Annotated in this window: 17 protein-coding genes; 9 read left to right on the forward strand and 8 right to left on the reverse strand. The window is 60.6% G+C overall.

What is annotated here, in order from left to right:
- Positions 1-10 precede the first annotated feature (10 nt).
- From PSH69_RS02725 to PSH69_RS02740, 4 genes are all read right to left on the reverse strand, one after another.
- Positions 11-685 (reverse strand): urease accessory protein UreF, encoded by a 675-nt coding sequence (locus PSH69_RS02725; protein WP_305410962.1) that lies wholly within the window; start codon positions 683-685, stop codon positions 11-13.
- Positions 682-1182, reverse strand: a complete 501-nt coding sequence (gene ureE, locus PSH69_RS02730) for an urease accessory protein UreE (RefSeq protein ID WP_018928470.1) — start codon at positions 1180-1182, stop codon at positions 682-684. Before ureE ends, PSH69_RS02725 begins: the two co-directional genes overlap by 4 nt.
- Before the next feature lie 214 nt (positions 1183-1396).
- Positions 1397-2029 (reverse strand): TetR family transcriptional regulator, encoded by a 633-nt coding sequence (locus PSH69_RS02735; protein WP_018928469.1) that lies wholly within the window; start codon positions 2027-2029, stop codon positions 1397-1399.
- Between the two features lie 159 nt (positions 2030-2188).
- Entirely contained in the window at positions 2189-2707 is a 519-nt protein-coding gene (locus PSH69_RS02740; protein ID WP_305410963.1) for a hypothetical protein, read from the reverse strand.
- Positions 2708-3086: 379 nt separating this feature from the next.
- Between PSH69_RS02740 and PSH69_RS02745 the strand changes: the two genes are divergently transcribed.
- Positions 3087-5162, forward strand: a complete 2076-nt coding sequence (locus tag PSH69_RS02745) for an AsmA family protein (protein WP_305410964.1) — start codon at positions 3087-3089, stop codon at positions 5160-5162.
- Positions 5163-5187: 25 nt separating this feature from the next.
- Here the strand turns inward: PSH69_RS02745 and PSH69_RS02750 are convergent, their stop codons facing one another.
- The gene (locus PSH69_RS02750; RefSeq protein ID WP_305410965.1) at positions 5188-6132 is read right to left on the reverse strand and encodes a LysR substrate-binding domain-containing protein; all 945 of its coding nucleotides are present in this window, start codon (positions 6130-6132) and stop codon (positions 5188-5190) included.
- A 120-nt stretch (positions 6133-6252) separates the two neighbouring features.
- Here PSH69_RS02750 and PSH69_RS02755 point away from each other — a divergent pair, with 120 nt between their 5' ends.
- The 3 genes from PSH69_RS02755 (at position 6253) to PSH69_RS02765 (ending at position 8194) form a co-directional block, all read left to right on the forward strand.
- On the forward strand, positions 6253-6891 hold the full coding sequence (locus tag PSH69_RS02755) for an FMN-dependent NADH-azoreductase (protein ID WP_305410966.1): 639 nt from the start codon (positions 6253-6255) through the stop codon (positions 6889-6891).
- Positions 6892-7197: a multidrug efflux SMR transporter gene (locus tag PSH69_RS02760; protein WP_123599719.1), complete on the forward strand. Its 306-nt coding sequence runs from the start codon at positions 6892-6894 to the stop codon at positions 7195-7197.
- A 106-nt stretch (positions 7198-7303) separates the two neighbouring features.
- Entirely contained in the window at positions 7304-8194 is an 891-nt protein-coding gene (locus PSH69_RS02765; RefSeq protein ID WP_305410967.1) for a triacylglycerol lipase, read from the forward strand.
- A gap of 115 nt (positions 8195-8309) precedes the next feature.
- On the opposite strand, the gene PSH69_RS02770 is transcribed toward PSH69_RS02765, so the two are convergent.
- Positions 8310-9197 (reverse strand): DMT family transporter, encoded by an 888-nt coding sequence (locus tag PSH69_RS02770; protein WP_305410968.1) that lies wholly within the window; start codon positions 9195-9197, stop codon positions 8310-8312.
- Positions 9198-9295: 98 nt separating this feature from the next.
- On the opposite strand from PSH69_RS02770, the gene PSH69_RS02775 reads away from it, so the two are divergent.
- From PSH69_RS02775 to PSH69_RS02785, 3 genes are all read left to right on the forward strand, one after another.
- The gene (locus PSH69_RS02775; protein ID WP_305410969.1) at positions 9296-10084 is read left to right on the forward strand and encodes a helix-turn-helix transcriptional regulator; all 789 of its coding nucleotides are present in this window, start codon (positions 9296-9298) and stop codon (positions 10082-10084) included.
- A gap of 72 nt (positions 10085-10156) precedes the next feature.
- The gene (locus PSH69_RS02780) at positions 10157-10462 is read left to right on the forward strand and encodes a PsiF family protein (protein ID WP_305410970.1); all 306 of its coding nucleotides are present in this window, start codon (positions 10157-10159) and stop codon (positions 10460-10462) included.
- A gap of 179 nt (positions 10463-10641) precedes the next feature.
- A complete protein-coding gene (locus PSH69_RS02785) occupies positions 10642-11655 on the forward strand; it encodes an AI-2E family transporter (protein ID WP_007937079.1) in 1014 nt (337 codons plus the stop codon).
- 170 nt (positions 11656-11825) lie between these two features.
- Here PSH69_RS02785 and PSH69_RS02790 read toward each other — a convergent pair whose 3' ends face one another.
- On the reverse strand, positions 11826-13100 hold the full coding sequence (locus PSH69_RS02790; RefSeq protein ID WP_305410971.1) for an Hsp70 family protein: 1275 nt from the start codon (positions 13098-13100) through the stop codon (positions 11826-11828).
- Between the two features lie 296 nt (positions 13101-13396).
- Between PSH69_RS02790 and PSH69_RS02795 the strand changes: the two genes are divergently transcribed.
- Together PSH69_RS02795 and PSH69_RS02800 are read left to right on the forward strand one after the other, a co-directional pair.
- Complete coding sequence (locus PSH69_RS02795; protein ID WP_018928458.1) at positions 13397-14344, forward strand: DnaJ C-terminal domain-containing protein; 948 nt, start codon at positions 13397-13399, stop codon at positions 14342-14344.
- Between the two features lie 25 nt (positions 14345-14369).
- Complete coding sequence (locus PSH69_RS02800) at positions 14370-14675, forward strand: chaperone modulator CbpM (RefSeq protein WP_105340435.1); 306 nt, start codon at positions 14370-14372, stop codon at positions 14673-14675.
- 163 nt (positions 14676-14838) lie between these two features.
- Here PSH69_RS02800 and PSH69_RS02805 read toward each other — a convergent pair whose 3' ends face one another.
- Positions 14839-15966 (reverse strand): sensor histidine kinase KdpD, encoded by a 1128-nt coding sequence (locus tag PSH69_RS02805; protein ID WP_305410972.1) that lies wholly within the window; start codon positions 15964-15966, stop codon positions 14839-14841.
- Positions 15967-16101: the final 135 nt, after the last annotated feature.

Below are 16101 nucleotides of genomic sequence, written 5' to 3' on the forward strand. Positions count from 1 at the left end.
CTAAAAGGCCCTAGGAACGGAACAGACGGCTGTACTGGCGCTCATGGGCCATGCACGCCAGGGACAGACCGAAAGCGGCGCTGCCAACGTGTTCGAGATTGATTCGGGTGGCGTCTTGCTGCGCCTGTTGCAGCAACGGCAGCAGTTCGCTGGTCAGGCGTTGTGCGGCTTGCTGGCCCAACGGCAGGGTTTTCATCAACACCGCCAGTTGGTTTTCCAGCCAGCTCCAGAGCCAGGCGGCCAGCGCATCTTGGGGGCTGATGTTCCAGGCGCGAGCCGCCAGCGCCCAGCCGAGAGCCAAATGCGGTTCAGGGCGTTGCTCGAGAAAGGCGCGAGCAGGCTCGTCCAGCTCCGGCAAGCCGTTGAGCAGTTGCTGCAGCGAATAGCCCATCTGCCGGCTCTCCTGATGCAGCTCGCGGGTTTCGCGGCTGGCGCGATGCTCTTCACAGCGTTGCAGCAATTGGGTCCAGTTTTCTTCGGCGGCGGCGGTGCAATGCGCGAGCAGCAGTGGCGCTTCGAAGCGCGCCAGGTTCAGCAGCAATTGATCGCTGATCCAGCGTCGCGCGCTGTCGGGATCATTGACCCGGCCGTTATCCACCGCCATTTCCAGGCCCTGGGAATAGCTGTAGCCGCCAATCGGCAGCTGCGGGCTGGCCAGGCGCAGCAGCGCCCAGGCCGGGTTCATAAACGCACGCCGAACTGGTGCAGTTTCGGCGGGTAGTTGAAGTCCTCGTCACCGTGGCGCGAGTGGTGATGGCCACCACCGTAGGCACCGTGTTCCGGCTGGAACGGCGCTTCGATGTTCTCGGCCTTGGCGCCAAGTTGTTCGAGCATGGCCTTGAGCACGTAATCATCGAGCAGGCGCAACCAGCCGTCGCCGACTTGCAGGGCCACGTGGCGATTGCCCAGGTGATAGGCGGCGCGGGTCAGTTCGAACGCATTGGCGCAGGTGACGTGCAGCAGTTGTTCGGGACGAGCGCAGACGCGAACGACGCGCCCGTCTTCGGCTTGCAGGCATTCGCCGTCATGCAGCGGCGGCTGGCCGCGCTCCAGAAACAAGCCGACGTCTTCACCCTCGGCACTGAAACAGCGCAAGCGACTTTTGCTCCTGGCTTCGAAGGTCAGGTGCAACTCGGCGGCCCAGACGGGTTGAGGGTCGATTCTGCGATGAATCACCAGCATCGGAAGGCTTCCAGCAATGAACAATGTTCAGGCTAGAGCAAGGGGCTTGCCAATCGGGTGAGAGGTAGGAAATGCCTGTCAGAGCGACGGGGGATACTCACAGTGTTGCAGGACTTTGATTGAAGTTGGTGCGTGGCGGGTGTTTACGCACCAATTTGCAGCGCACAAAAAGATCGCAGCCTTCTGCCGAAGGCTGCGATTTTTTTCTAACGGGTTACTCGGTACTGCCGAGTCCCTGCCAATGCTTCAGCCCGATAAAGATAAACCGCAACTGCTGGGTGATTTTCGCCTGGGGTGTCAGGTGCTCGGGCAATGCTTCGGCCGGCGGATCGATGATGTCCGGCAGGGTCGCGAACACGCTTTTGACGATCAGATCGGCCATGACGCTCAGGCCGGCGATATCCAGATGCTGCAGTTTGGGCATCAGCGACAAATCGGCCGCCAGGTCCGAGCTGATGTCCTCGCGCAGGCGGCCGATGGCCTGGCGCACCGGCAGCGAGCCGCCGTACTGCTCTCGGGCAAGAAACAGGAACTGCGAGCGATTGGCCGTGACCACGTCGAGAAAGATCCGCACCGAGGCATCGATGATACCGCCCATGACGAACTCGTTATGGCGCACCAGGCGGATGGTTTCGCGGAAGGTCTGGCCGACTTCGCACACCAGCGCCAGGCCCAATTCGTCCATGTCGGCGAAGTGCCGGTAGAAACCAGTGGGCACGATCCCGGCGGTTCGCGTCACTTCGCGCAGGCTCAAGCTGCCGAATCCTCGGCCGCTTTCCATCAGGTGGCGGGCAGCGTCCATCAGGGCGTTGCGGGTCTGTTGTTTCTGTTCGGCGCGGGGCAGCATCGCAAGGGTGTTTTCTGGACAGGGACAGCGGCGCACTCTAGCAAATCGGCTTCGCTGGCGTCGAACGGACTGTCGGGGGATCACGCGGGGGAAATGCAGCTTCTATAAAGTCAAAAGCCCAATCCGGGGATTGGGCTTTTTTTCCAGGCCGCCATGGGCTTAGCTCACAGCGCTGTTGCGTTCGATCACACGGTCACCACCACCTTCAGCAAGGGTTTGGCCTTGTGGAGTGCGATCGGTACCGTCAGCGGCCAGGGTTTGGCCTTGTGGAGTGCGATCGGTACCGTCAGCGGCCAGGGTTTGACCTTGTGGGGTACGGTCGGCACCGTCAGCCGCCAGGGTTTGGCCTTGTGGGGTACGGTCGGCACCGTCAGCCGCCAGGGTTTGGCCTTGTGGGGTACGGTCGGTACCGTCAGCCGCCAGGGTTTGGCCTTGTGGGGTACGGTCGGTGCCGTCAGCGGCCAGGGTTTGGCCCTGTGGAGTGCGATCCGAACCATCCTGGGTGATCAGGCCTTTTTCTTTCAGGCGCTCGTTACCGTTGGCACCATCGGCAACGGTCTGGCTGAACACCGAGTGGCTGTCTTTGACTTGTGGCGTGGCCTGATCAGTAGCCGGCAGAGCAAAAGCGGTGCTGGCTAACATTGAGAGGGTCAGGCTAAGCAGTAATTCGCGTTTCATGATGGGTTGCTCCTTGGGAGGGCGATAAAGTGGGTACGAGGGCAATGCTACTCTCGATAAGTCGATATAAAAGTTCATAAACGCAATGGTAATAATCAACGGAATTGATTGTTTGGCCGAGCGGCTCTAGAACGGGCGTTTCCGGCGAACGTTTTTGCACTGAGGTGGGTATTTTCGACTCATTTTCGCCACGCAAAAGTGCGGGGTCGGTAACGCTGAAAAGGGAGGGGCGAGCCGGCTATTTGCGTTCGAATCGGCCTTCGGGTTAAACCTGCGGGCCGTTTTCCAGTCGTACATTTCATGGCAGGCCGGTTCTGGCCTAACGTTTCATCAGTGCGTCGCTGTCAGGGCGCTCAGTCGTATTCAGGAGCTCTGTGCAATGACGCGCACTCGTAAAATGCTTGCCTGGACCTCCGCCAGCCTCGTTGGGCTGCTGGCCGTCCTGGTGCTGATCATCGCGTTCTTCGATTGGAACCGGATCAAACCGCCTCTTAACGCCAAAGTCTCTGAAGAACTGCATCGTCCGTTCGCCATCAATGGCAACCTCGCGGTGGTCTGGCAGCGCGAGCCCGACGAAGGCGGCTGGCGGGCCTGGGTACCGTGGCCGCATGTGGTGGCCGAGGACCTGAGCCTGGGCAACCCGGACTGGTCGAAGCAACCGCAGATGGCCACCCTCAAACGCGTCGAGCTGCGTATTTCACCGCTGGCCTTGCTGACACAGCGCTTGACGATCCCGCGCATCGACCTGACCGAGCCCAATGCCGACCTACAGCGTCTGGCCGACGGCCGCGCCAACTGGACATTCAAGTTTGTCCCCAAGGACCCGAACGCCGAGCCTTCTAACTGGGTGCTGGACATCGGTGCCATCGGCTTCGACAAGGGCCATGTCACGCTCGACGACCAGAGCCTGAAAACCCGCCTCGACTTGCTTATCGATCCGCTGGGCAAACCGATTCCCTTCAGTGACATCGTCGGCGACAAAGCGGCGAAAACCGTGCTTGAGAAGGGCGGTTCACCGCAGGATTACGCGTTCGCGTTGAAGGTCAAAGGCCAATACCACGGCCAGAATCTGGCCGGCCAAGGCAAAATCGGTGGTTTGCTGGCCCTACAGGATGCCGCCAAGCCGTTCCCGCTTCATGCGCAAATGAAGATTGCCGACACCAGCGTCGAACTGGCCGGTACGCTCACCGATCCACTGAATCTCGGCGCCCTGGATCTGCGCCTGAAACTGGCCGGTGCCAACCTGGGCAATCTCTATCCGCTGATCGGCGTGACCCTGCCGGATACCCCGCCGTACGCCACGGATGGGCATTTGACCGCCAAGTTGCATGAGTCGGGCGGGGCGGTGTACCGCTATGAGGACTTCAACGGCAAGATTGGCGAGAGCGACATCCATGGCGACCTGGCTTATGTCGCGAGCCAGCCGCGGCCCAAGCTCAGCGGGGCGGTGGAGTCCAATCAACTGTTGTTTGCCGACCTGGCCCCACTGATCGGCGCCGACTCCAATGCCAGGCAAAAGGTCCGCGGCGGTGAAAGCAAGCAGCCGGCGGACAAGATACTGCCGGTCGAGGAATTCAAGACCGAGCGCTGGCGCGATATGGACGCTGACGTCGAGTTCACTGGCAAGCGCATCGTCCACAGCGAAAAACTGCCGTTCAACGACCTCTACACCCATTTGGTGCTGACGGATGGTGTGCTCAGTCTCGAGCCCCTGCGTTTCGGCGTGGCCGGCGGCAATCTGGATGCGCAGATTCGCCTGAACGGGCGCACCGAGCCATTGGAAGGCCGGGCCAAACTGACCGCGCGCAAGTTCAAGCTCAAGCAGTTGTTCCCCTCCATCGAGCGAATGAAAACCAGTTTTGGTGAGCTCAATGGCGATGCTGACCTTGTCGGTCGTGGCAACTCGGTGGCCAAGCTGCTGGGCACTGCCGACGGCAATTTGAAGATGCTGATCAATGATGGCGCGATCAGTCGCGAGTTGATGGAGCTGGCCGGGCTCAATGTCGGCAACTACGTGGTCGGGAAAATCTTTGGCGACAAGGAAGTGAAGATCAACTGCGCGGCGGCCAATTTCGACATCAAGAGCGGTCTGGCGACCACGCAGTTGTTCGTCTTCGATACCGAGAACGCGATTGTCTACATCGATGGCACGGCGAACATGGCGACCGAGCAACTGGACCTGACCATCAGCCCGGAATCCAAGGGCTGGCGCTTGATTTCGTTGCGTTCGCCACTGTATGTGCGGGGCAAGTTCATCAAGCCGGACGCAGGGGTCAAACCGGTGCCGCTGATGTTGCGTGGGGCCGGGATGGTGGCGCTGGGTGTGATTGCCGCGCCGGCGGCGGGTTTGCTGGCGCTGATCGCGCCGAGCGCCGGCGAGCCGAATCAGTGTGCGCCGTTGCTGGAGCAGATGAAGGCGGGCAAGGCGCCGGTGACGGTCAAGCCCACCCGGTAGATCAAAAGATCGCAGCCTGCGGCAGCTACATTGGAACGCGTTCCCCTGCAGGAGCTGCCGCAGGCTTCGATCTTGGCAATAGACCAGACAATCGAGCTTCCTCCTGCAACCACGCAAAAAACGCCCGCACCGGCGGATGCCGTTCGCGCCCTGGTACACACAGTGCGCTGTATCCGGCCCCATCGACCTGAATCTCACCCCGATAAGGCAGCAATAAGCCGCTGGCCACACTCTCCGACACCAGAATATTGCTCGCCAGCACCAAACCTTGCCCGGCAATGGCGGCTTGCAGGGCGTAATGCTCTTCGTCGTATTCACGCACCGCTGGCTGCCCGGTCAGCCAGGTTTCGCCGGATTGCGCGCACCAGGCTTCCCAACCGTGGGCATACAGTTTGGAGTTATGCCACTGCACGCTGATCAGGGTGGGTACCCGACGGGTCGCCAGGGCCACTTGTTCAGGCGAGCCATAAACCCCGAAGGATTCGTCGAACAGGCACAACCCATACAGGTTCGGGTAATCGTCGAGGCTGTAGCGCAGCACCAGATCGACGCTGGCGTCCTGATGCAAATCGATGACTTCGCAGTGAGTGTCCAGCCGCACGTTGATGTTCGGATGCCGGGCATAAAACCGTCCCAGCCGAGGCACCAGCCAGAGGGCGGCGAAAGCGGCGGTGGTGGAGATCGTCAGGCTCGTGCCGCTGCGTTGCGGGCGCAAGGTATCGACGCTTTGCGCCACTTCCAGCAGGGCGCCATGCAGGCTGCGGAACAGCCGTTCGCCGCACTCGGTCAGGCGCACCTGGCGTGGCAGTCGTTCGAACAGCGGCACGCCGAGCCAGTTTTCCAGGGAGCGGATCTGGTGGGAAACCGCCGTCGGCGTCACGGACAGCTCTTCGGCGGCCGCCTTGAAACTCAGCAGGCGCGAGGCGGATTCGAAGGCCCGCAGGGCGGTCAATGGCAACGAGGCAAACATTTAAACTCCATGGGTGAAATAGATTCATCCAGACTGATTTTTGCTCATTTGAAGGCAGGTGGCTGTGCGCTTCAAGCTGCAACCACAAGCCGTTTCAGTTTAGCCCTTAAGGAGATTCAGATGAGCACAATTCTTGCCATTCACGCCAGCCCCCGTGGCGACCGCTCTCACTCGCGGCGGTTGGCCGAGGTGTTTCTTTCAGCCTGGCAGGTCCGTAACCCGCAGTCGCAATTGACCCGCCGTGAAGTCGGCCGGGCGTTGATCCCGGCCGTCAACGAAGCCTTTGTAGCGGCTGCTTTTCATCCGGAGCCTCAAGCGCGACCGCTGTCGATGCAGGCCGACCTGGCACTCAGCGATGAGTTGGTGGGGGAGTTACTCGGTCATGATCTGCTGGTGATTTCCACGCCGATGTACAACTTCAGCGTGCCCAGTGGCCTCAAGGCCTGGATCGACCAGATTGTGCGGCTCGGGCTGACGTTCAATCACACCCTGGACAACGGCATCGCGCAGTACGAACCGCTGGTGCGGGGCAAGAAGGCGTTAATCGTCACCAGTCGCGGCGGGTTTGGTTTCGGCCCCGGTGGCGAGCTTGAGGCGATGAATCATGCAGACCCGTTGCTGCGCACGGCGCTGGGATTCATCGGCATCACTGACGTCACAGTCGTCGCCGCCGAGGGCGAGGAGTCCGCCGAGCGCACCTTCCAGGTTTCCGTGGCCGAGGCCGAACAGCGCTTGCTGGGGCTGGCCAGGGAGTTCTAGATGGCCTGGCTGTTCCTGTTGATTGCTGCCGGGTTCGAGGTCACCTTCGCCATGGGCATGAAGTACGCCGAAGGCTTCACCCGGCTCTGGCCTTCGGTGATCACCGTGGTGGCGGCAATCGGAGGGATTTATTTCCTGACCCTGGCCATGCGGGAGTTACCGGTGAGCATCGCCTACCCGATCTGGACCGCTATCGGTTCGCTGGGCACGGTGTTCCTCGGCTTTGCGCTACTGGGCGAAAGCCTCACGGCGCTCAAGCTGGTGTCGGTCGGGCTGATTGTGGCGGGCGTGGTGGGGTTGAAGTAGGGGATGTCATAGACTGGTCGTCGAGTTGTCATCTTGGATGGCGATGCTTGGCTGAGGCCTTGCATCCGGCCTTGCTTCATCTCACCGACCACAAGGATGTTCATCCATGTCGCAAGGCTCTGCCACGCGTTACCCGTTGGTGCTGGTCCCGGGGATGCTCGGGTTTATTCGTCTGCTGCTCTATCCGTATTGGTTCGGGATCATTTCGGCGTTGCGCCGGGATGGGGCGACCGTGATCGCGGTGCAGGTCTCGCCGCTCAACTCAACCGAGGTGCGCGGTGAGCAATTGCTGGCACGAATCGAGGAAATCCTGCACGACACCGGGGCCGAGAAGGTCAACCTGATCGGCCATAGTCAGGGCTCGCTCACCGCTCGGTATGCTGCCGCAAAACGCCCGGACCAGGTGGCTTCAGTGACTTCGGTGGCCGGGCCCAATCACGGTTCGGAGCTGGCGGATTACCTGCACGATCACTACCCGGCAGACAGCGCCAGGGGCCGATTGCTCACCTTTTTACTGTGGTTGATCAGCGCGTTGATGTGCCTGCTGGAAACCGGTTATCGCGGGCCGCGACTGCCGGTGGATATCCCGGCTTCGCACCAGTCGCTGACCACGGCCGGCGTGGCGCTGTTCAATCAGCGTTATCCACAGGGGCTGCCTGACACCTGGGGTGGGCATGGCCCGGAAGTGGTCAATGGCGTGCGCTATTACTCCTGGTCCGGGACTTTGCAGCCGGGCAAGACCGATCGCGGGTGCAACCTGTTCGACGGCACCAACCGCAGTTGCCGGTTGTTTGCCAGAACCTTCGTGCGTGAAGCGGGGCAGTGCGACGGGATGGTCGGGCGCTACAGCTCGCATCTCGGGACGGTGATTGGCGATCAATACCCGATGGATCACTTCGATATCGTCAACCAATCCCTGGGGCTGGTGGGCAAAGGGGCAGAGCCGGTGCGGTTGTTTGTCGAGCATGCCGCGCGGTTGAAGGCGGCGGGGGTTTAGACCGCGTTATCGTTCTTCGCGGGCAAGCCACGCTCCCACAGGTTTGGCGTCGTGCCCATTGCCAGCGTCCGACACAAAACCTGTGGGAGCGTGGCTTGCCCGCGAAGGTATCCGGTCAGGCAACGCTGTTCTTGCGGCCCAGCACGGTAGTCCAGCGCTCCGACAAAATCACCCCACCCAACGTCAACACCCCACCCACCAGGTGATACAGCGCCAACTGCTCATGCAGCACCACCGCCGCAATCAGCGCCGTAATCAACGGCAGCAGATTGAAAAACAGCGTGGTCCGGCTCGGGCCCAGGCGCACCACGGCCTGCATCCACGCCAGCGGCGCAAGCATCGAGGCCAGCAGACAGGCGTAAAGCACCAGCGGAATGTTATGCAGGGTCGGGCCGATTTTCGGTGAGGCGAGGAACAGCGGAAACAGCACCACCACCGCCACCAGCACCTGTAAATACAGCAACACCAGCGGCGGCAAGCGCAGCTGCCATTTTTTCAATAAGGTGCTGTAAATCGCATACGCCAGCGTGGCGATCAGCATCATCGCGTCGCCCAGGTTCACCCCGTGTTCGAGCAATGCGCCGAGGCTGCCGGACGACACCACCACCAAAACCCCCGCAAACGACAGCACCGCACCGGCCAGCGCACCGGCGGTCAGGCGTTGGCCGAGGCTGACCATCGCCATGGCCAGCGACATCAATGGCATCAGCGACAAAATGATGCCCATGTTGGTGGCCGACGTCAGTGTTGCAGCGAAATAGGCCAGGCTCTGATAAACCGCCATGCCGAGTACGCCGAGGATGAAGATCCTCCCCAGGTTTGGGCGTATTACCGGCCAATGGGCGATCACCGGCTTAAGCATGAAAGGCGTGAACAGAATCCCGGCCAGCAGCCAGCGGTAGAAGCCGATTTCGGCGGGGAAGATTGCGCCCACCGCGAGTTTGTTGATCACGGTGTTGCCGGCCCAAATGAAAATGGCCAGCAGGGGATAAGCGTATTGCATCGGGAAAAAGCCAGAACGTTAATGAGGGGCAATTATCCGTCTGTCTGGATGCAAGCCTATACTGCGATCCAGACAATCTAACTCTGATTCCGGACAGCATGAACAGTAAACACATCGACCTGCTGGATTTCAGCGAACTGCCGTCGGCGGTGTATTTCCGCTATGCCGACTTCAACGCCCACGAATACGCTGCGCCTCACCGGCATCCGTGGGGCACGCTGGAGTACGCCGCCCATGGTGTGTTGCACATGGATGTCGACGGCAGCCGCTTCATGTCACCGCCGCAATACGCGGTATGGGTGCCGCCCGGGACCGAACACAGTTTCTATAGCCATCAGCCGATCAACTATCGCGCGGTCTGCCTCGCGCCGACGCTGTGCCGCCATCTGCCGCAACAGCCCTGCACCCTGGCGATCAGCGACATCCTCAAGGCGATCCTGAAAGACTTCGCCGCCCGCGATGTGAAAATTCCCGAGCACGACGCGGACCAGCGTCTGGCTCAAGTGCTGGTGGACCAACTGCAACAGGCGCCCATGCATGAGTGCTATTTGCCCTACGCCAGCAGCCCCGGGTTATTTGGCATTCTGGAAGCCTTGCAGGCCGAGCCTGGGGATAACCGGCCGTTGGCGTATTGGGCCGGGCAGATTCACGTCAGCGAACGCACGTTGGCCCGGCAGTTTGTTCGCGAGTTGGGCATGAGTTTCGGTGAATGGCGGCAACGGTTGCGGTTTCTGGCGGCGATCGAAGCGCTGGACAGCCACCGCAGCATTCAGGAAATCGCCTTCGACATGGGTTACAGCACCGGCTCGGCGTTTATCGCGATGTTTCAGCGTCAGGCCGGGTGCACGCCGGAACAGTATCGACGCAGCCACCTTGATAGCAGGTGAACGTGTAACAGGCTTTGTCTACACTCCAGAGCGAGGCCGTACCCATCGGTGCGGTAACAAGGAGAAAACTCCATGAAGATGTTGCGTGCCCCGTTGTTGATGATCGGTCTGCTGCTCTGCTCTCAGGGTTTCGCCGCCACTGCCCAACAGAACAAGATGACTACCTGCAATGCCGACGCTACCGCCAAGAGCCTTAAAGGCGACGAGCGCAAAGCCTTCATGAGCACCTGCCTCAAAGCCGCGCCGGCCGCCGATGCCGCCAAGCCCATGACACCTCAACAAGAAAAGATGAAAACCTGTAATGCCGATGCCACTACCAAGGGCCTCAAGGGCGATGCGCGCAAAGCGTTCATGAGTGAGTGCCTGAAGAAAAAATAAGCAGTGTGGGGGCGAGCCTGCTCCGGACGGCGATCCGATGATGCAGGCGACTCGGTATCACGCAGAAGCGCGTTGATGCTATCGCGAGCAGGCTTGCTCCCAAGGTTCGTGTTTGCTCGCTTCGGCGCCGGAACGCTGGCAGACTGCCAATCCTTTCACGTCGTTCGTTTTGAGGCTGTATGTCAGCGTTTTCTCAGCGTCAGGTCTTGTTGCTCATCAGTTGGGTCATCATTTTTGGCGGTTTGCTACTGGTGATCCCTCTGCGATTGCTGCCCAGCCTGCTGGCCGGGTTGTTGGTATTCGAACTGGTCAACATGCTCACGCCGCAATTGCAACGGCTGATCGAAGGCCGCCGTGCGCGCTGGTTGGCGGTGGCATTGCTGGGAACATTGGTGGTCAGTGTGCTGGCGCTGATCTTTGCCGGTGCGATCAGTTTCCTGCTGCACGAGGCGGAAAACCCCGGTGCTTCCCTCGACAAATTCATGGGTGTGGTCGACCGGGCACGCGGGCAGCTGCCGCCGTTCATCGACGCTTATTTGCCGGCCAGTGCCGCCGAGTTCCGAGTGGCCATCGGCGAGTGGATGAGCAAGCACTTGAGCGACTTGCAACTGGTGGGCAAGGACGCGGCGCACATGTTCGTGACGCTGCTGATCGGTATGGTGTTGGGGGCGATCATCGCCTTGCAGCGCGTGCCGGACCTGACCAAGCGCAAGCCCTTGGCCGCGGCGCTGTTCGACCGCTTGCACCTGTTGGTCCAGGCGTTTCGCAATATCGTGTTCGCGCAGATCAAGATTTCCCTGCTCAACACCTTCTTCACCGGGATTTTCCTCGCGGTGATCCTGCCGATGTTCGGGATCAAGCTGCCGCTGACCAAAACCCTGATCGTGCTGACCTTCCTGCTCGGCTTGTTGCCGGTGATCGGCAACCTGATGTCGAACACCTTGATCACCATCGTCGGCCTGTCGCTGTCGATCTGGGTGGCGGTGGCGGCGCTGGGTTATCTGATCTTTATCCACAAGCTCGAATACTTCCTCAACGCGCGCATCGTCGGCGGGCAGATCAGTGCCAAGTCGTGGGAGTTGCTGCTGGCGATGCTGGTGTTCGAAGCCGCGTTCGGCCTGCCGGGGGTGGTGGCGGGGCCGATTTACTACGCGTACCTGAAGAGTGAGTTGAAGCAGGTGGGGATGGTTTGATCCAGTGTTGATCTAACCGATCGTTCCCACGCTCTGCGTGGGAATGCATCCCGTGACGCTTCGCGTCACAGCTTCAACAGCGGACGCTGAGCGTCCATGGCGGCATTCCCACGCAGAGCGTGGGAACGATCATTAAACGGGGGCAAGCCCCCTCGCCACAGGGTTTCAGGTCAATCCATCGGGCCGTAACGCTTGGCCGCCTCGATCGCCAACCCGCTACCGATGCTGCCGAAGATATTCCCCTCAACATGCTGCGCCTTCGGCAACATCGCCGAGACGCTGTTGCGCAGTGCCGGAATCCCGCTCGAGCCGCCGGTGAAGAACACCGTGTCGACTTGATCGACCCGCACATTGGCGTCGTTCAGCAACTGGGTCACGCTGTTGCGCACCCGCTCCAGCAGGTTGTCGATGGCGGATTCGAACAGCGCACGAGTCAGTTCCACACTCAAACCGGGCTCGATGCGGTCCAGCGGCACATGGCGGCTGTCGGCATGAGTCAGCTGAATCTTGGTTTCTTCCACTTCCATCGCCAGCCAGTGCCCGGCGCGCTGGTCGATCAGCTTGAACAGGCGATCGATGCCGCCGGTGTCTTCGATGTCGTAGCGCATGCTGCCCAGGGCCAGGGTCGATTTCTGCGAGTACACCGAGTTGATGGTGTGCCAGGTCGCCAGGTTCATGTGGTGGCTGGTGGGCATGTAGGCGCCGCTCTTCATCCGGCTGCCGTAGCCGAACAGCGGCATCAGGCCTTGCAGGCTCAGCTGTTTGTCGAAATCGGTCCCGCCGATGTGCACGCCGCCGGTGGCGAGGATGTCGTCATGGCGGTTGTCATGTCCGCGTCGCTCAGGGGACAGGCGCACCAGCGAGAAGTCGGACGTACCGCCGCCGATGTCGACGATCAGTACCAGCTCTTCCTTTTCGATGGTGGATTCATAGTCGAACGCCGCTGCAATCGGTTCGTACTGGAACGAGACTTCCTTGAAACCGATGGCACGGGCCACGTCCACCAGGGTGTTTTCGGCTTCCTGGTCGGCCAGTTCATCGTCGTCGACGAAAAACACCGGACGGCCCAGCACCACTTCCTCGAACTCCCGACCGGCAGCGGCTTCGGCGCGCTTCTTCAGCTGGCCGATGAACAGCCCGAGCAGGTCCTTGAACGGCATCGCCGTGCCGAGGACGCTGGTGTCGTGCTTGATCAGTTTGGAGCCCAGCAGGCTCTTGAGCGAGCGCATCAAGCGGCCCTCGTAACCTTCCAGGTACTCGTGCAGCGCCAGCCGACCGTACACCGGGCGGCGTTCTTCCATATTGAAGAAGACCACCGAGGGCAGGGTAATCTTGTCGTCCTCCAGCGCGATCAGCGTTTCCATGCCGGGGCGCAGCCAGCCGACGGTGGAGTTGGACGTGCCGAAGTCGATACCACAGGCACGGGCTGGAGATGCGTTTTTCATGTCTTTCAAGTTCCGGTTAAAAAACGGCCGCGCAGTGTATGTCAGTGCGGCGCAGATTCGAAGGCCGACTATCTGTTAAATCGCATTGATCTGCGCTTGAAAGATGGGTCATCGCCCCCAAACTTCCCTGCATAGGTTTGGCAATCCTTGGGCGACAGCAAGAACTGCGCCCGGCTGCCGATAAACTACTGATGCGCTGCCCGGTCACAAAGTTGAGATTGATCAATTCAAACGCTGTAAACCAGAGCATGCTGTACCGAGCGGCGCGATTTCGATAATGGATGGTGATTCCCTCGATGGACTTCAAAGACTATTACAAGATTCTCGGCGTGGAGCCGACCGCGGACGATAAGGCGATCAAGGCCGCCTATCGGAAGCTGGCGCGCAAATACCATCCCGATGTCAGCAAGGAAAAGGACGCCGAGGCCAAGTTCAAGGACGCGTCGGAAGCCTATGAAGCGCTGAAAAGCGCCGACAAGCGCGCCGAATACGACGACTTGCGCAAGTACGGTCACCACGGCCAGCCGTTCCAGGGCCCGCCGGGTTGGCAGAGTCGTGGTGGTTTCGGTGGCGGTGGTCAGGACACGGGCGATTTCTCGGACTTCTTCAGTTCGATCTTCGGCAACCGTGGTTCGGGTTTCGGTGGTGGTGGACGGTCGGGCCATAGCGCCGGTCGTCGAGGGCAAGACGTGGAAATGGAATTACCGGTTTTTCTGGAAGAAACCCTCTCGACCGAATCGAAGAAGGTCAGCTTCCAGGTGCCGCAGTACAACGCTGCCGGCCAGCATGTCAGCAACACCAGTAAAAGCCTGAACGTGAAAATTCCCGCCGGCGTGACCGACGGCGAGCGCATCCGCCTCAAGGGCCAGGGCGCTCCGGGCATCGGTGGCGGGGCCAATGGCGACCTGTACCTGACCATTCGTTTTGCGCCGCACCCCAAATTCGATGTCGAAGGCGAGAACCTGATCATCACCTTGCCGCTGGCACCGTGGGAGCTGGCGCTGGGGACCGAAGTCGCGGTGCCGACCCTGACCGGCAAGATCAACCTCAAGGTGCCGGCCGGCAGCCAGAATGGCCAGCGCATGCGCGCCAAGGGCCACGGCCTGATGCACAAGGCCGGGCACCGTGGTTACCTGTTCGTGCAGCTCAAGGCGGTGATGCCGAAAAAACTCGACCATGACGTCAAGGCGTTGTGGGAGGAGTTGGCGAAAAAAGCCGCTTTCGATCCGCGAGAGAATTTTTGATTCCGAGATAAGGAGGAGCCCAATCATGAGCGACCCCGTGATCGTTCTATTGGACCTGGCAGAATTCTGTGAGGCGACCGAGTTGTCGGACGTGCATGTGATCGAGATCGTCGAACACGGCATCCTCGAACCACAGGGGACAGAGCCCAAGAATTGGCGTTTCACCGACTATGAGCTGGTACTGGCCAAGCGCGCCGCCAAGCTGCGGCGCGACCTGGAGCTGGAATGGGAAGGCGTCGCCCTGGCGCTGGACCTGCTTGACGAGGTCCAGCAGCTGCGGGCCGAGAACCGCATGCTCAAGCAGCGGTTGGGGCGGCTGGTGATCGAATAGCTGTAAACACTAAACCTGTGGCGAGGGGGCTTGCCCCCGTTGGGTTGCGTAGCGACCCCAAATCCGGTCATCGCGGTTTTTCAGACTGACCGCATGCGTCGATTTTACGACTGCTGCGCAGCCGAACGGGGGCAAGCCCCCTCGCCACAGCGGTCCCAAGGCGTCACACCTTCCTGGGCAACACCACGGTAAACAGTGTGCCCTCGGCCTCACTGGAACTGACCTCGATCGTCCCTTCATGGGCATCAACCACTTCCTTGACGATGAACAGCCCCAGACCAAGGCTGGTGCTCGGCCCGCCGAGTTCTTCGTCGGCACTGCGTACCAGTGGATCGAAGATTGTGCCGATGACCTCGGGCGGAATCGGCGCACCGTCGTTGTGCACGGTGAGCCGAACGCTGTCCGCTTCGCCCCTGAGGGTCAGTTTGATCACGCTGTGGTTCGAACCGTGCTGCAAGGCATTGCCGATCAGATTCTGCAGCATTTGAGCGAGCCTTCGGCCATCCCAGACACCCCGGGTATCGCCTTCGACGCTCAGTGCCGAATCGCATTGCGGATGAGCAGCGCAAGCCTGGGTAATCGCTTCGCGCGCCGTCTCGGCCAGGTCCATGGGCGCCGGTTCGATTGGCAGGCGCTTGCCCAGGCGACTGCGCACCAGTTCCAGCAAATCGCTGACCAGCACCGCCATGTGCCGCGCGCCATCCTTGATGTTGTTGGCACAGGCCAAAGCATCGCCTTCAAGCGTTGCTTTACGCAGCAGTAACTCGGCGGACATGCTCACTGCCTGCAATGGCGCTCGCAAGTCATGCCCGAGTATCGCCAGAAACAGATCCCGTGAATGGTTGACCTGTTCGGCATAGGCGGCGGTGGATTCGGCGAGGGCCTCATCGATGGCTTCGTTGAAACGGATCATGTCCTGGAAATAGGTCAGGTCCGGTGACTCCAGGCTGTCGACCCACAACCGAATCACACAGGCCCGCAAATGGCGGAACTCGCTGGTCATCTGCACCAGGTCGAAGCCCACGGTATGCCGCAGTTCGCCATGGCTGGCACCCGCTTCATCCAGGCTTGGGGTTTTCTCCGGGCCTTCGCCCTTGGCCTTGGCGAGCTGTTCGCTGGCGGTTTGCGCGGTGGTCATGTCCCGCGCTGCCGCCAGCAGAATCGCCTTGGCGTGATCGCGCAAGGCTGCTCGATCCATGTACTCGGCCGCCGGGGTGATCGTTCTGGCGAACTGTTCCCATTCATCGACGATACGGTCCACGTGTTGCCTGATGAATTCGGATAAGCGCATGGCCATTACCTGCCTGGAGAGTCTGGGCATCTTAGCCTCTTTGTAGATCGGTAAAAACTACCGCTGACACGCCGGATCATGCTTGCAGGTCTTGCAGGTGGTATTTATTTGTTTTTTAGATTCTTAAGTTGGAAG

It is taken from the genome of Pseudomonas sp. FP1740 (assembly GCF_030687165.1).
Taxonomy (GTDB): domain Bacteria; phylum Pseudomonadota; class Gammaproteobacteria; order Pseudomonadales; family Pseudomonadaceae; genus Aquipseudomonas.

What these genes read in the sequence shown, in the direction of transcription:
- ureE (WP_018928470.1), bottom strand. Translation starts at nt 1,182, where the DNA reads ATGCTGGTGATTCATCGCAGAATCGACCCTCAACCCGTCTGGGCCGCC.
- PSH69_RS02745 (WP_305410964.1), top strand. Translation starts at nt 3,087, where the DNA reads ATGACGCGCACTCGTAAAATGCTTGCCTGGACCTCCGCCAGCCTCGTT.
- PSH69_RS02725 (WP_305410962.1), bottom strand. Translation starts at nt 685, where the DNA reads ATGAACCCGGCCTGGGCGCTGCTGCGCCTGGCCAGCCCGCAGCTGCCG.
- PSH69_RS02775 (WP_305410969.1), top strand. Translation starts at nt 9,296, where the DNA reads ATGAACAGTAAACACATCGACCTGCTGGATTTCAGCGAACTGCCGTCG.
- PSH69_RS02735 (WP_018928469.1), bottom strand. Translation starts at nt 2,029, where the DNA reads ATGCTGCCCCGCGCCGAACAGAAACAACAGACCCGCAACGCCCTGATG.
- PSH69_RS02770 (WP_305410968.1), bottom strand. Translation starts at nt 9,197, where the DNA reads ATGCAATACGCTTATCCCCTGCTGGCCATTTTCATTTGGGCCGGCAAC.
- PSH69_RS02800 (WP_105340435.1), top strand. Translation starts at nt 14,370, where the DNA reads ATGAGCGACCCCGTGATCGTTCTATTGGACCTGGCAGAATTCTGTGAG.
- PSH69_RS02755 (WP_305410966.1), top strand. Translation starts at nt 6,253, where the DNA reads ATGAGCACAATTCTTGCCATTCACGCCAGCCCCCGTGGCGACCGCTCT.
- PSH69_RS02750 (WP_305410965.1), bottom strand. Translation starts at nt 6,132, where the DNA reads ATGTTTGCCTCGTTGCCATTGACCGCCCTGCGGGCCTTCGAATCCGCC.
- PSH69_RS02805 (WP_305410972.1), bottom strand. Translation starts at nt 15,966, where the DNA reads ATGCGCTTATCCGAATTCATCAGGCAACACGTGGACCGTATCGTCGAT.
- PSH69_RS02795 (WP_018928458.1), top strand. Translation starts at nt 13,397, where the DNA reads ATGGACTTCAAAGACTATTACAAGATTCTCGGCGTGGAGCCGACCGCG.
- PSH69_RS02760 (WP_123599719.1), top strand. Translation starts at nt 6,892, where the DNA reads ATGGCCTGGCTGTTCCTGTTGATTGCTGCCGGGTTCGAGGTCACCTTC.
- PSH69_RS02765 (WP_305410967.1), top strand. Translation starts at nt 7,304, where the DNA reads ATGTCGCAAGGCTCTGCCACGCGTTACCCGTTGGTGCTGGTCCCGGGG.
- PSH69_RS02780 (WP_305410970.1), top strand. Translation starts at nt 10,157, where the DNA reads ATGAAGATGTTGCGTGCCCCGTTGTTGATGATCGGTCTGCTGCTCTGC.
- PSH69_RS02740 (WP_305410963.1), bottom strand. Translation starts at nt 2,707, where the DNA reads ATGAAACGCGAATTACTGCTTAGCCTGACCCTCTCAATGTTAGCCAGC.
- PSH69_RS02790 (WP_305410971.1), bottom strand. Translation starts at nt 13,100, where the DNA reads ATGAAAAACGCATCTCCAGCCCGTGCCTGTGGTATCGACTTCGGCACG.
- PSH69_RS02785 (WP_007937079.1), top strand. Translation starts at nt 10,642, where the DNA reads ATGTCAGCGTTTTCTCAGCGTCAGGTCTTGTTGCTCATCAGTTGGGTC.